Raw genomic sequence first — 14074 nt, 5'->3', positions numbered from 1 at the left:
AGTGCAAGATCGGCGAGAGTCAGCGGGGCGGTGCCGGATTCAGAGGGGCCAGGCGGCGAGACGGTGGTAGCGCGACGGGGGTCCGGGCCGGCTCTGCACCAGCACCAGTTCCTCGGCCGGCCAGGGCGGGCCGAGGTAGTCGTGGAGGGTTGCCAGGTCCGCCTCGATGTCGGCGGGTGGCAGCCGGTCACCCGGACGGGCGATGGTCAGGTGCGGCCGGAACGGCCTCTCGTCGCCGGGTAACCCGGCGGCGGTCAGCGCGGTCCGGACGGCACCGGCCAACGCTCCCAGACGGTTGACGTCGCCGTGCACGTCGACCCAGAGCACGGTGCTGCGGCCCCAGCCGAATCGACCACCGCCGCCCAGCCGCAGCACCGGCGGGCCGTTGCACCCGGCGGGCACCTCCGCCGCAGCACCACCGTGGGCAGCCTGCACGGCGCGTGGGAGTAGCCGCCGCAGCTCGGCCAGCCGTACGGGATCGACCTCGCCGAGGAAGGCGAGGGTGAGATGGGCCGTGGCCGGGTCGACCAGCCGGACGTTCGTGCCGGCGGCCGAGGCCGCCGCCAGGCGCAACCCGGCCAACCGGGTGCTCAGGTGCGCGATGGCCTCGACCGGTGGGTAGATCGCGATGAAGAGCCGCACCTGTCACAGGATGGCAGTCAGTGGTTCCGCTCGGGTTGCTCGGGGCGGGTGGCCGGCAGCAGTAGGCCGGCGGCGTCCAACTCGGCCTCGACCCGTACCCGCTCGATCTGCCGGTCCAGGCCGGTCAACTCGGCGAGATGCTCGGCGATGCCCAACGCCCGGCAGGCCAGCCGGAGCCGATCGTCGTACGCGTCGAGCACGTCACTGTGCCACACCGCCGGTCTGCTGCCGCCGGTCCGGTCCCGGCGCAGGCACCGCAGGTCGGCGGCGATCTGTTCCAGCGGTCGCCGGTCCAGCCGGTCGAGCGCGCCCAGGTCGATCCGGTCGGCGATCGCGACGGCGTCGGCGGCCTCGTTCAGCCGGGCGATCAGACGTCGTTCGCGGCGCCGCTGCCGCCACTCGCCGTACCGGCAGGTCAACCGGTCGACGACCTCGTCGGCGCAGATGACGAGCGCGATCAGCACCGGGACGAAGACCACGGCGGCCAGCGCCACGGCCAGCAACAGTAAGCGTAGGATCTCCACCCATCGAAGCTATGCCGCTGCATAGCGTCAGGTAACCGATTTTCCGCATTCCACGCGTGTCGCGATGCGCTGTCCAACCGCCGGTGTCACCTGAGTGTCGGACCGACCAGGCAGCGGGCGCGGCCGGCCATTGGAACACGTCAGATCTCGGTGACGTAGAAGCGGGGCAGTGGCAGGACGCGGAACCGCAGTCGGGCACCCGCCCGGCGCAGCTGCCAGGCCAACGCCAGCAGCGCGGTGGTCAGCGAGAGCAGGCCACCGGCCCAGATGCTGGCACCGGCGCCGAAGGTCTCCGCGACCCAGCCGATGATCGGGGCGCCGACCGGGTTGGTGCCGAGGAACACCAGCACCCACAGTGCCATCACCCGCCCACGGAAGGCGGCGTCGGTGCCGAGTTGCACCCGCTGGTTCGCCGCCTGGGCGAAATAGACCATGAAGAAGCCGGTCGGCGGCAACAGGGCGACCACCATCCAGTACGCCGGGGCCAACCCGACGAGCGTGCCGAAGGTGGCGCAACCGATCGCGGCGCCCAGCACCAGCCACACCGACGGGCGGCTCCGCCGCCCGGTTCCGGCCAGCGCACCGACCAGCGCACCGGCCGCGAGCGTGGTGCTGAACAGGCCGAACGAGGCCGCCCCGGTGTTGAAGACCGTCTTGGCCAGCGCCGCCAGCGTCAGCTGGAAGTTGAACAGCGACATCCCGATCACCGACATCACCACCATCGGGAGCAGCAGGTCGGGACGGCGGGCGACGTAGCGCAGCCCGTCGAGCACGGTCGCCGCGGCCCGCTCGCCACGCGCCGGCAGCGGCTCCCGGTGCAGTTCGGTCGACCGCATCCGGATCACCGTGACCAGCGGCGCGATCGAGCTGAGCGCGGTGACGAGGAAGACCGGCCCGACGTCGAAGACGGCGATGGCCAGGCCGGCCACGGCCGGTCCGACGATCCGGGCCGAGTTGAACACGGCCGCGTTGAGGGAGAGCGCGTTGGGCAGCAGCGCCGTACCGACCAGTTCGGAGACGAACGCCTGGCGTACCGGGGTCTCCATCGCGTTGGCGACGCCGAGCAGGGCGGCGAAGACGAAGACGTGCCAGAGCTGGACCAGGTCGGTCAGCACCAGCACGCTCATGGCCAGCGAGAGCACGGTCCAGAACGCGTTGGCGACGAAGAGCAGCAGCCGTTTGTCGTACCGGTCGGCGAGCCGCCCGGAGAGCAGGGTGAGCAGCAGCACGGGCGTGAACTGCAGCGCGACGACCACGCCGAGGGCGGTGGCCGAGTCGCCGGAAAGCTCGAGGACCAGCCAGTCCTGGGCGATGAACATCATCCAGACACCGATCAGCTTGACCAGTTGCCCGAATGCGAAGAGCCGGTAGTTGCGGACCTGTAGGGACTGGAACATCGTGCTCAGTCGTGCCTGCACTCTTGGTGCGCCTCCTCGCGGTCGTACGCGTCGTCAACGACGGACGGCACGGCGCGGGGCGCACACCCGGTGTGCGCGGCGTCAGGCGCGGGAGATTCGTTGCAGGATCTCCGCGGCCCGGTGCAGGGTCTCCCGATCGGTGTCACTCAGCTCGGCCAGCCGGCGGGCCAGCCACTCGTCCCGGACCCGCTCGAACTGGTCGAGCACGGCCCGGCCCCCCTCGGTCGTCGCGAGGATGACCTGCCGGCCGTCGGTCGGGTGCGGGGTGCGCTGCACGAGGCCGCGCTCCTCCAGCTTCGCGACGATCTTCGTCATCGTCGGTGGCTGCACCCGTTCGACGTCGGCGAGTTCCCGCGGCGTGAGCGCGCCCGCCAGCCGAAGGCTGGTGAGCGCGGACAGTTGGGTGACCGTGAGGTCACCAACCGGCCGGGCCTGGCGGACCCGCCGGTTCAACCGGGTGATCGCATCACGCAACTGGAGGGCCAGCTGCGCCGGTGGCATGCTCTGAGCCGTCACCGTCCGCTCCGTCACGATAGTTAGCCTAACTAATTAGCTGACCGAGCCGCAGCGGATATGACCATGCTCACCCCGACGTTTCTCCTGCTCCAGGCCGGGCACGGCGATCACGTCACGCGGATCACACGCGCCCGGCCCGGCGGCTGTCAGAAGAGCAGCGTCTCGATCGGACCGCGCAGGAAGTACACCACGAACAGCGCCGCCACCGCGTACAGCAGCGGATGGATCTCCCGGGACTTCCCCTTGGCCAGTTTGATCACCACGTACACGATCAGGCCCGCGCCGATCCCGTTCGAGATCGAGTAGGTGAACGGCATCAGCACGATGGTGAGGAAGGCCGGGATGGCGATCTCGTAGTCGGACCAGTCGATCGTCCGGACCGCCGTCATCATCAGGAAGCCGACCACCACCAGCGCGACGGACGCCGCCTCGAACGGGACGACCACCACCAGCGGCGCCAGGAACATGGCCAGCAGGAAGAGCACGCCGGTGACCAGGTTCGCCACCCCGGTCCGGGCGCCCTCCGCGACACCTGCGGCACTCTCGATGTACGACGTGTTGCTGGAGACGCTCGCCGCACCACCGCTGGCCGCCGCGATCGAGTCGACGAGCAGGATCTCCCGGGTACGCGGCGGAGTGCCCTGCTCGTCGAGCATGCCGCCTTCCTGACCGACGGCCACCATCGTGCCCATCGTGTCGAAGAAGTCGGTGATGAGCAGCGTGAAGATGAACATCAGCACGACCAGCCAGCCGGCCCGCCCCCAGGAGTCCAACACGTTGAACTGCCCGAGCAGCGACAGGTCCGGCACGTCGAACGGGTTGCTCGGCAGCGTCGGAACGTTCAGCGACCAGCCCTTCGGGTTCGGCACCCCGTCGACGAAGGACGGACCGATGTCACCAACCGCCTCCACCAGCATGGCCAGCGCCGTTGAGGCGAGGATGCCGACCAGGATGGCGCCCTTGACCCGGCGTACCACGAGCACCAGGGTCACCAGCAGGCCCACCACGAAGACCAGCATCGGCCAGCTGACGAGTTTGCCGCCGATGCCGAGACCGACCGGCACGGTGGTGTTCGCCTCGTCCGGGATTCGCCGGACGAAGCCGGCGTCCACCAGGCCGATGATGGTGAGGAACAGGCCGATGCCGACGCCGATCGCGGTCTTCATCTGGGTCGGCACCGAACGGAACACGGCGGTACGCAGCCCGGTCAGCACCAGCACCGCGATGATCACACCTTCGATCACCACCAGGCCCATCGCGTCCGCCCAGGTCATCTCGGGCGCGATCTCGTACGCCACCAGGGCGTTGACGCCGAGGCCGGCGGCGACCGCCAGCGGGAAGCGGCCGACCACGCCCATCAGGATGGTCATCAGACCCGCGATCAGGGCGGTGGCCGCCGCGATCGCGGGGATCGGCAGGGTGTTGCCGTCACCGTCGACGGCACTGCCCAGGATGAGCGGGTTGAGCACCACGATGTACGCCATCGTGAAGAAGGTGGCCAGGCCGCCGCGCACCTCCCGGCTGAGCGTGGAACCACGGGCCGAGATCTCGAAGTACCGGTCGAAGCCGTTGCGCGGCTGGCGGGAATCGGGTGGGGTGCCGTTGTCGGGCGGCGCTACTGCCATCAGGAACCTCACAGCGGATCATCGGGTTGTCGCGCGCATCGTCGCAGATGGCCGGGCTGACGGAAAGCAGGGTCACGTACGCTGACCGGGTGCCCACCCCGCCACCCCGCCCCGAGCCGCTCGACCCGCCGATGGTGCCGTTCGCCCTCGCCGGGATGGCAGCCTGGGCCGTCGCCGGACTGGTGCTGCTGATCTTCCGCGACCGGCTGGTCGCCAGTGGCCACGAGAACTGGCTCTGGATCTGCCTGGCCGGGTTCCTGTGGGGCTTTCCCGGTCTCGCGGTGATGATGCGGCACGACGCCAACCGCCGCCGCCGTCGCGCCGCCGGTTGAGCCGTCGGCGGCCGGACACGGTCAGGAGTGCCCGTACGGCTCCGCCGGTTCGCCGCTCTCGACGGACCCGGCGGCCCGGCTGACCGCCATCGGCTCCACCGCACTGTCGTCGTAGACGGTGGGCATCTCGTCGACCGCCGTGTCCGCCTCGACAAGCGTCTCCGAGTGGGCACCACAGCCGTGGTCGGCGCTGACCACCCGGCCGTCGTCCGGCGCGTAGAAGTTGCCGCAGACGCCGAAGCACTGCCGCAGCTTGCCCGCGAGTGGCAGGTAGAAGCCGCAGGTGCCGCAGCGGGCAGCGGGCGGCGCGGAGGCGGAGATCGGCGCCGAGGGACCGTGATCACCGTCGTACCAGCGCTGGGCCGTCTCGATCCGGCCCTCCCGCGACATCACCCGGGGACGGCCGAGCCCCAGCTCCCAGGCGGTCTCCTCGACCGCCGGGTCGTCGGAGAGCAGGTAGCCGGGTTGAAGTCGCTCGTCGTCGGACGGGGTCGGCAGCAGATCGCCGGGGCCCAGGTCGCCGGGCTTGAGTCGCTCCTGCCAGGGCAGCCAGCCGGGGGCGAGCAGCGCGTCCGGCCCGGGCAGCAGCACCGTCTCACAGAGCGTCACCGTACGACTGCGCGGAACCCGCGTCACGGTGACCGCCCACCGCCAACCGCGGTAACCGGCCAGCCGACACTCGAAGTAGTGCGTGACGAGTCGATCACCTTCGGCGACGACCTGGAGGTGATCGCCGACGTCGTCGGGGCCCACCTCGGTGATGCCGGCGCGCGCCACCTCGACGGCGGCGGCGCAGACCTGGTCGAGACGAGCGGCGCGGGCGGAGGCGGGCCTGGTCACCCGACCATTGTTCCCCATCGGGTGGGTCGACTGTGAGGCACTCCCCAGAGGTGTTCTCCGCCGGTGGCGCAGCATCGCCCGCGCCGATGGGTCAGGATGGGTGCCATGCCGCTGTTCTCCCGCTCTGAGCGGTCCCTCCTCGGGCGGACCGTCGGCACCGGCATCCGCGCCACCCGGCTGATGCTGCGGGGCTCACTGACCAGCGGTCGCTGGGTGACCCGCAGTGCCGCCCGGGCCCGGGCCCGGGGTGCCGGTGGGGAGACCGGCATGGTCCGCCTGTTCGACCTGCACGCGATCTCCTGCGCCGGTGACACGCTGATCGCCATCGGGCTGGCCGGGACGATCTTCTTCAACGTGCCGCTCGGCGAGGCGCGGAGCAAGGTCGCGCTCTACCTGCTGGTGACCATGGTGCCCTTCGCGATGCTCGCTCCCGTGGTCGGTCCGCTGCTCGACCACTTCCGGCACGGCCGGCGGTACGCCCTGGCCACCACCATGCTGGGTCGGGCGTTCCTGGCCTGGCTGATCTCCGACTACATCCACGGCTTCGGGCTCTATCCGGCGGCCTTCGGCGTGCTGGCGCTCTCCCGGGCGTACGGAGTGGCCCGTTCCGCGGCCGTACCCCGGTTGTTGCCGGAAGGGCTCGGTCTGTCCCAGGTGGGTGCCCGGGCCAGCGTCTACGGCACGGTCGCGGGAGCGCTGGTCGCCCCGATCGGCCTCGCCGCCTTCTGGTTCGGCCCGCAGTGGCCGCTACGGGTCGCCTCGGTGATCTTCCTGGTCGGCATGGTGATCTCCCTCCGGCTGCCACCGAAGGCCGACTCCGAACCACCGGAACGGGTACCGCGACCGCTGCGGGCGCTGCGGCGGGGCACGGACGAGCGACCACTGGGCCGGGGCAGACCCGCCGGACGGTTGGTGATCTCGACCCTGGTCGGTGCGGCCACGCTGCGCGCGGTCTACGGTTTCCTGCTGCTGTTCCTGGCCTTCACCATCAAGGCGGGCGACCTGACCACCGTGGTGTTCGGGCGTGACCTGGGGGACGAGGGATCACTCGGCCTGGTCGGCGGCGCGCTGGCCGTCGGCACCTTCCTGGCCACCGCGATCGGTACCCGGCTGCGCATCCACCGTCCGGCCGCCCTCCAGTCCAGCGGCATGGTGATCGTCGCCGGGGTGGCCGTGCTCACCGTGCTGAGCTTCTCGCTGCCGATGGTCGCCCTGCTCTGTGTGGTCACGGCCATGATGAGCGGCATCGCCAAGCTGGCCGTGGACGCCTCGATCCAGGAACGCATCCCGGAGCGGCTGCGGGCCAGTTCCTTCGCCCATTCCGAGACGGTGCTGATGCTCGCCTTCGTCGCCGGTGGCGGTCTCGGACTCGTACCCTTCGACGGCCGGATCGGCATCGCCGTCGCCGCCGGTGTCGGAGCCCTCGCCGCCGCCCGGGGCCTGGTGATGGCCCGGCGGTTGCGGGCCGAAAAGCTGCACGGACGGCCACTCACCGACGACGAGCTGGCCGCCGAGAAGCCGGCCGAGACAGACACCGCTGCGACGGAGAGCGCCGAGACGGACAGCGGCTCTGAATCCACCCCCACGTCTCCGGCCCCCTTCCAGGGCGGGCGTGGTCCGGAGGAGCCGGGGCTGGCACCCCCCGGCTTCCACATCTACCGGCCCTCCTCGACCGTCACCGGTTCCGGTGGTGGCGACGACGAGACGCGCCGCAGCTCACCGGGTTCGCTCGCGTGAGCGGTCTGCTCGTGGTGACCGCCGTTCCCGCCGAGGCGGAGGCGATCCAGGCCGGCCTGGCCGACCCGACCGTGGCGGTGCTGCCGGTCGGGGTGGGCCCGGCGGTCGCCGGTGCGGCGACCGCCCGGCTGCTGGCGCTCGCCGAGATGGCCGGCCGCCCGTACCGGGCAGTGGTCAGTGCGGGGGTGGCCGGCGGCTTCGCCGGCCGGGTCGCGGTCGGTGGCACCGTGCTCGGCAGCCGGGCCGTCGCCGCCGATCTGGGCGCGGAGTCACCCGACGGCTTCGTGCCGATCGACGAACTCGGCATGCCGGCCGAACTGCTCGGCGGCGGTCCGGCCCTCGACGCCGATCCGGAGTTGCTGGCCACCCTGCGCAGGGTGCTGCCGGCCGCGACCGTCGGACCGGTGCTGACCGTCAGCACCGTCACCGGCACCGCCGCCAGCGCCGACGAGCTGGTCCGGCGCCACCCGGAGGCGGTGGCCGAGGCCATGGAGGGGTACGGCGTGGCGGTCGCCGCCAGCCAGGCCGGCGTGCCCTTCGCCGAGCTGCGTACCATCTCGAACCCGATCGGCCCCCGCGACCGCGACGCGTGGCGGATGCGCGACGCCCTCACCGCCCTCACCGCCGCCGCCCCCGCCCTACGCTGACGCCCCGCCCGTCAATCCGCCCGCCATCAGTCCGCCCCGCTGCCTAGCCTGGTCCGCCGTTCGCAGGTGCGGATGTGGTGGGCGGGTCCTGTCGAGCTGAGGGCGTAAGCGGATCGCCGCCGGGTGCGCGAAACAGCCGTCGGCGAAGACCGGCTGCCGTCTGCCGTATGTCTCTGCCGGCCACCGTCCGCCCGGTGAGGGCACGTCCGCAGGCAAGAGGTGCCGTCGCTCTCGGCGGGCGTAACCTGCGGTCCGTTGTCCGACGCGATAGCACGGACGGTTCAGCTCGACAGCGCGCCAACACCATGTGCCGCTGCCCGGAGGGTCCGACCGACGTTTGCGTCGGCAGCCTTCGCCGGACTCTTTGTCCACAGGTTTATCCACAGCCTGAAGCTCGGGGTTGAGTGATCTTCGAGGGCGCTGGGAGCATCGGCGGATGGGGAACGAAGAGGATGCGGTGCTCGATCTGGGGTCGCTGCTGCGGGCGCTGCGTCGGCAGGCCGACCTGAGTCAGCGGGAACTGGCGGAGCGGTCCGGTGTGCCGCAGTCGACCGTGGCGCGGATCGAGTCTCGCCGGTCTGCGGATCCCCAGTTCGGGACGGTGCAACGGCTGGTACGGGCGGCGGGCGGAACGCTGCGGATCGCCGGTCCCGACGAACGGGCCCTGCCCGCCGACGTGATCTGCGACGACAGTCGCTGGGACGAGGCCGGCCGGCGCTATCCGGCGCACCTGGACGTGCGGAAGGTCCGAACGCTGAAGGACTGGCCCGGGGCATGGTGGGCCCACTGGTACACACTGCCACCGGACCGGTGGCCGCTGCGGGTTCCGGAGGTTACCTACGACCTCGACCGGGACCGTCGGGACGAGCGGCGGCTCCGGGAGCGGCTCCGCGATTCGGTACGGATCCGTCGCCTCGTCGATGGCGTGCCGGACGGCTGCTGGCGGTTCGTGGCGGAACTGCCCGGTGGCGACGTCGTCGGTGAACTGCGTGCCCATGAACGCAGCCTCGACCTGCTGCTCGGGGAAGACCTGGGCGATCGTCGTGAGGTGGTGCTCGACGGTGTGCTGGTGACGCCCCGGCTCCGCCTGCTCGGCATCGGGCGTCGGCTCGTGGCTCGCCTCACCGAGGCAACCCGTCAGGCAGGTTGGTGCGCGATCTACGCCACAGCCGAGTTCGGTGGCATCAGGTTCCTGTTGGCGTGTGGCTACCGGATCGAGTGGAGCCGGCCGCAGCGCCTGCGGCTCGACCCGCGCGGGTGAGCCGGACCGGGGCTCTTGCCCCGGCGGAGGCGACCGAACGGCAGGCGGGACCGGAGCCGGCCGGGCCCGGGCATCAGCGAGGGCGGCCGGGCGAGGGCGGCCGGGGTGAGTCGGCGGGGCTACGGTGGGGGTGTGGCGCTCTCGCTGGCGATCTCGCCCTGCCCCAACGACACGTTCGTCTTCCATGCCCTGGTGCACGGGCAGGTGCCTGGCGCGCCGCCGGTGGAGGTGACGTACGCCGATGTCGACGTCACCAACACGGCCGCCGAGCGCGGCGCGTTCGACCTGGTGAAGGTGAGTTACGCGGCGCTGCCGTGGCTGCTGGAGGACTACCACCTGCTGCCCTGTGGAGGTGCGCTGGGTCGGGGCTGCGGCCCGTTGGTGCTCACCCGCGACCGTGACGGCGGCCCGGACCGCGACGATCTCGCCGGCGCCACGGTGGCGGTGCCGGGCGACCGGACCACTGCGTACCTGCTGTTCCGGCTCTGGTCGGCCGGGCGGACGCCGCAGCGCATCGAGGTGGTGCCGTTCCACGAGATCATGCCGGGCGTGGCCGCCGGCCGCTACGACGCCGGACTGGTGATCCACGAGGCCCGGTTCACCTATCCGCGACACGGCCTCACCGCCCTGGTCGACCTGGGCGAGTGGTGGGAGTCCGACACCGGGCTGCCGATTCCGCTCGGCGCCATCCTGGCCCGCCGGGGCGTGGTCGATCCGCAGCAGGCCGCGGGCTGGATCCGGGACTCCGTCCAACGGGCCTGGGCCGATCCGGCGGCCAGCCGGGGGTACGTGCTGGCGCACGCCCAGGAGATGGAGCCCGACGTGGTGGACCGGCACATCGGCCTCTACGTCAACGAGTTCACCGCGGACCTGGGTGAGGCGGGGTTCGCTGCCGTCGAGGCGCTGCTCGGCCGGGCCGCCGACGCCGGGCTCGTGCCTCAGACCTCCAGCTCGCGGGCGACCGCGTGGACCAGCTGAGCGATCTTCTGCGCGGTCCGACGGTCCGGGAAGCGGCCCCGGCGCAGGTCCGGCTGGACCTTCGCCTCCAGCACCTTGATCATGTCCTCGACCAGGCCGTGCAGCTCCTCGGCGGGGCGTCGGCGCAGCTCCGCCACGGACGGCGGAGCGTCCAGGAGCTTCACCCCCATCGCCTGGGTGCCCCGCCGGCTGTCCACCACGCTGAAATCAATGCGCTGGCCGCCCTTGAGTTCGGTGACACCCGCCGGTAGCGCGCCCTTCGGCAGGAACACGTCGCCACCCTCGTCACTGGTGACGAACCCGTATCCCTTGGCCGCGTCGTACCACTTCACTCGACCCGTAGGCACCTGAGAACCTCTGCTTCGCTTGAACCGTCTACTGCCTCAAGGCTAGCCGGATCATCCGGTCGAGCGCCGCCGGGAATCCGGTGAGATCCGCCAGCACCACCGCCGCCCCGGCGACACGTAGTTCGTCCGCCGTACATGGGCCGGTGGCCACCGCGATGCCGGGCACCCCGGCCGCACCGGCGGCCACCATGTCCGCCACGTGGTCGCCGACGTAGTGGGTCGCCCCGTGCGCCCGCAACGCGGTCGCCTTCTCCTCGGCGAACAGGTCACCGGCCAGCTCGTCCACGGCCAGCCCCAGGTGCTCCAGGTGCAGCCGGGCCAGCCGACCGATCTTGGAGGTGACCACCAACACCCGGCCACCCCGGTCGCGGACCGCGGCGAGCGCCGCCACGGCGCCGGGCAGCGGCACGGTCGGCGTGATCGCGTACGCCGGGTACAGCTCGCGGTAGACGGCCACCGCCTGCTCGACCTGCTCCGGCGGGAACCAGCGGGCGATCTCGGTACGCAGCGGCGGGCCGAGCCGGGACACGGCGGCGTCGGCGTCGACGGGCACACCGGTCCGCTCGGTCAGCGCGCGGTAGGTCGCGGCGATGCCGGGGCGCGAGTCGACGAGCGTCATGTCGAGATCGAACCCGACGGTCAACGAGGACATCCTGGAAAGCTACCCGGCCAGTCAGACCGGCCGGGACGTCCGATGGGCGAGACCGCCCCTCACCGGGCTAGCGTGGAACGACGATGAGCACCTCACTCGCCGACCACCTGCGGTCGCTGCCCGACGAGTCCCTCGCCGCGCTCCTTCAGCTCCGGCCCGACCTCGTCGTACCGGTCCCCGCCGACATGGCCGCCCTCGCCCTCCGGGCACAGTCCCGCGTCTCGGTGTCGCGGGCACTCGACGGGCTGGACCAGTTCACGCTCCAGATCATGGACGCCGCCCGGTTGACCCGTGACCCGGCCGACGGCACCACCTCGGTCGACGGGGTTCTCGCCCTGGCCACCACCGGCCCCAACCCACCCGCCCCCACCACCGTCCGGGCCGCCGTCGACCGGCTGCGGGCCAGGTTCCTGCTGTACGGCCCCGACAGCGCCCTGCATCTCGTCGGTGGCATCGACGAGATCTCCCCGTACCCCGCCGGGCTCGGTCGGCCGGCAGCGGAGCTGGACCCGCGCACGGCCGCGCTCTGCGCGGACCCGGCGAAGCTGCGGCGGACGCTGCTGTCCGCGCCGCCGTCGGCCCGGGCGATCCTGGACCGGTTGGCCGCCGGCCCACCGGTCGGCAGCGTGCCGCCCGGCGCGTTGCAGGCGCCGGCAGTCGGCGCGGACGACGACCTGCCGCCGGACGACACCAACGGCGGGGCACCGACCGGGTCCCCGGTGCGCTGGCTGGTCGACCACCGGTTGCTGGTGCGGGTCTCCGGCGGCAAGGGCGGCACCACCGGCATGGTCGAGCTGCCCCGGGAGATCGGGCTGTTGCTGCGCCGCGAGACCGGCCCGCTGGGTCCGCTGAGCAGCAGTCCACCCCGGGTGGCCGCCACGCCCCGCGAACCGAAGGCCGCCGACTCCGCCGGGGCCGGGCAGACCATGGAGGTGGTACGCCACACCGAGGCGCTGCTGGAGCAGCTGGCCGCCGAACCGGCGCCGGTCCTGCGCTCCGGCGGCATCGGCGTGCGTGACCTGCGCCGGCTGGCGCGAGCCACCGGGTCGGACGAGTCGACCGCCGCGCTGCTGCTGGAGGTGGCGTACGCGGCCGGGCTCACCGGTGAGATGGAGTTGCCCGGCACCGCCGGTCGGTACGGCGCCGACCAGCAGGTGCTGCCCACCGCCGGCTACGAGATGTGGCGGGCCGGTTCGTTGGCCCAACGCTGGGAGCAGTTGGCCCGGGCCTGGCTGACCATGACCCGGCAGGTCGGGCTCGTCGGGCAGCGCGACGATCGGGACCGGCCGATCACGGTGCTGTCGGCGGAGGCGGAACGGGCCGGAGCGCCGGCCGCCCGGCGGGCGGTGCTCGGCATCCTCGCGGACCTGGAACCGGCCAGCGCGCCAAGCGTCGAGGAGGTGCTGGCGCTGCTGGACTGGCAGGCGCCGCGACGCAGTCGGGGCCGGGAGAACACGCATCGGGAGGTGCTTGCCGAGGCGGCCACGCTTGGCGTGACCGGATCGGGGGCGCTCACCTCGTACGGACGGCTGCTGCTGGCCGAGGCGACGGCGAGCGAGCACGGCGCCACGGACGACCCGCTCGGGTTGCTGGCCGACGCCGAGGACGGCGGTGGCGCGGTCCGGGCCCTGGACGCGCTGCTACCCGCCCCGGTGGACCACTTCCTGGTCCAGGCCGACCTGACCGTGGTGGTACCCGGGCCGCCCGAGCCGACGCTCGCCGCCGAACTGGAGGTGGTCGCCGAGCCGGAGTCGGCCGGTGGAGCGAGCGTGCACCGGATCACCACGAGCAGTGTGCGACGTGCCCTGGACGCCGGCTACTCCGCTGACGACCTGCACGACCTGTTCCGTCGCCGGTCCCGAACTCCGGTGCCGCAGGGCTTGACGTACCTGGTCGACGACGCGGCCCGCAAGCACGGTGGGCTGCGCATCGGCTCCGCCGGGGCGTACCTGCGCAGCGACGACGAGGCGTTGCTGGCCGAGGTGCTCGCCGACCGGCGGGTGGAGGCTCTGGCGCTGCGCCGGCTCGCGCCGACCGTGCTGGTGACCCCGTACCAGGGTGGCCGCCTGCTCAGCGTGCTGCGGGAGGCCGGCTACGCCCCGGTGGCCGAGGACGCCACCGGGTCGACGGTGCTCACCCGACCGAAGGCCCGCCGCGCACCCGCCAGGGTGTCGGTGGCGAACCGGACGCTCGACCCACTCGCCACCCCGCACCTGCCGCTGCCCCGTCTGCTCGGCGTGGTGGAGCAGATCCGGCGGGGTGACGCGGTGGCGCGGGCGGCCCGACGGGCTCCGGCGGTGGTGCGGGGCGCGGCGCCCGACGGGCTGGCTCCCACGCACGGTCACCACGACGCCCTGGCCGTGCTCCAGCAGGCGGTACGCGACAAGGCGCTGGTCTGGGTCGGCTACGTCGACGCGCACGGGGCAACCGCCTCGCGGCTGGTGCGACCCGTCTCGCTCGGCGCGGGCTACCTGCGTGCCGAGGACGAACGCACCGAGATGCTGCACACCTTCGCGCTGCACCGGATCACCGCGGCGGTGCTGGAGAAGTGAGGT

At 72.3% G+C, this 14074-nt stretch carries 14 protein-coding genes; 6 read left to right on the top strand and 8 right to left on the bottom strand.

The annotated features are described in order from the left end of the window. Positions 1–39: 39 nt before the first annotated feature. From thpR to V5O40_RS05125, 5 genes are all read right to left on the bottom strand, one after another. On the bottom strand, positions 40–642 hold the full coding sequence (gene thpR / locus V5O40_RS05145; protein ID WP_332904382.1) for an RNA 2',3'-cyclic phosphodiesterase: 603 nt from the start codon (positions 640–642) through the stop codon (positions 40–42). 17 nt (positions 643–659) lie between these two features. Then, the gene (locus V5O40_RS05140; RefSeq protein WP_332904381.1) at positions 660–1166 is read right to left on the bottom strand and encodes a hypothetical protein; all 507 of its coding nucleotides are present in this window, start codon (positions 1164–1166) and stop codon (positions 660–662) included. 140 nt (positions 1167–1306) lie between these two features. Further along, positions 1307–2584 carry an MFS transporter gene (locus tag V5O40_RS05135; RefSeq protein WP_332904380.1) on the bottom strand — a complete coding sequence of 426 codons (1278 nt, stop codon included), beginning with the start codon at positions 2582–2584 and terminating at the stop codon, positions 1307–1309. A gap of 81 nt (positions 2585–2665) precedes the next feature. Then, on the bottom strand, positions 2666–3115 hold the full coding sequence (locus tag V5O40_RS05130) for a MarR family winged helix-turn-helix transcriptional regulator (RefSeq protein ID WP_216592721.1): 450 nt from the start codon (positions 3113–3115) through the stop codon (positions 2666–2668). Between the two features lie 131 nt (positions 3116–3246). Further along, positions 3247–4725, bottom strand: coding sequence for an NCS2 family permease (locus tag V5O40_RS05125; RefSeq protein WP_269740181.1), 1479 nt, complete (start codon positions 4723–4725; stop codon positions 3247–3249). A gap of 89 nt (positions 4726–4814) precedes the next feature. Here V5O40_RS05125 and V5O40_RS05120 point away from each other — a divergent pair, with 89 nt between their 5' ends. Further along, a complete protein-coding gene (locus V5O40_RS05120) occupies positions 4815–5057 on the top strand; it encodes a DUF2530 domain-containing protein (protein WP_332904379.1) in 243 nt (80 codons plus the stop codon). A gap of 21 nt (positions 5058–5078) precedes the next feature. Here V5O40_RS05120 and V5O40_RS05115 read toward each other — a convergent pair whose 3' ends face one another. Beyond that, a complete protein-coding gene (locus V5O40_RS05115) occupies positions 5079–5915 on the bottom strand; it encodes a DUF3027 domain-containing protein (protein WP_332904378.1) in 837 nt (278 codons plus the stop codon). Between the two features lie 87 nt (positions 5916–6002). On the opposite strand from V5O40_RS05115, the gene V5O40_RS05110 reads away from it, so the two are divergent. The 4 genes from V5O40_RS05110 (at position 6003) to V5O40_RS05095 (ending at position 10520) form a co-directional block, all read left to right on the top strand. Next, positions 6003–7634: an MFS transporter gene (locus V5O40_RS05110; RefSeq protein ID WP_332904377.1), complete on the top strand. Its 1632-nt coding sequence runs from the start codon at positions 6003–6005 to the stop codon at positions 7632–7634. Further along, positions 7631–8281 (top strand): futalosine hydrolase, encoded by a 651-nt coding sequence (locus V5O40_RS05105; protein ID WP_332904376.1) that lies wholly within the window; start codon positions 7631–7633, stop codon positions 8279–8281. The genes V5O40_RS05110 and V5O40_RS05105 overlap by 4 nt, the downstream gene beginning before the upstream one ends. A 436-nt stretch (positions 8282–8717) precedes the next feature. Then, a complete protein-coding gene (locus tag V5O40_RS05100) occupies positions 8718–9542 on the top strand; it encodes a helix-turn-helix transcriptional regulator (RefSeq protein WP_332904375.1) in 825 nt (274 codons plus the stop codon). A 132-nt stretch (positions 9543–9674) separates the two neighbouring features. Beyond that, on the top strand, positions 9675–10520 hold the full coding sequence (locus V5O40_RS05095; RefSeq protein ID WP_332904374.1) for a 1,4-dihydroxy-6-naphthoate synthase: 846 nt from the start codon (positions 9675–9677) through the stop codon (positions 10518–10520). Here the strand turns inward: V5O40_RS05095 and V5O40_RS05090 are convergent. Next, positions 10481–10867: a cold-shock protein gene (locus V5O40_RS05090; protein WP_099847833.1), complete on the bottom strand. Its 387-nt coding sequence runs from the start codon at positions 10865–10867 to the stop codon at positions 10481–10483. The genes V5O40_RS05095 and V5O40_RS05090 overlap by 40 nt on opposite strands. A gap of 28 nt (positions 10868–10895) precedes the next feature. Continuing rightward, positions 10896–11519, bottom strand: a complete 624-nt coding sequence (locus V5O40_RS05085; protein WP_332904373.1) for an HAD family hydrolase — start codon at positions 11517–11519, stop codon at positions 10896–10898. Positions 11520–11602: 83 nt separating this feature from the next. Here V5O40_RS05085 and V5O40_RS05080 point away from each other — a divergent pair, with 83 nt between their 5' ends. Next, the gene (locus tag V5O40_RS05080) at positions 11603–14071 is read left to right on the top strand and encodes a helicase-associated domain-containing protein (protein ID WP_332904372.1); all 2469 of its coding nucleotides are present in this window, start codon (positions 11603–11605) and stop codon (positions 14069–14071) included. Positions 14072–14074: the final 3 nt, after the last annotated feature.

Source organism: Micromonospora palythoicola, from assembly GCF_036689795.1.
Lineage (GTDB): Bacteria > Actinomycetota > Actinomycetes > Mycobacteriales > Micromonosporaceae > Micromonospora > Micromonospora palythoicola.
The sequence above is the reverse complement of the archived record's forward strand: the minus strand, read 5'-3'. Positions and strand labels throughout refer to the sequence as shown.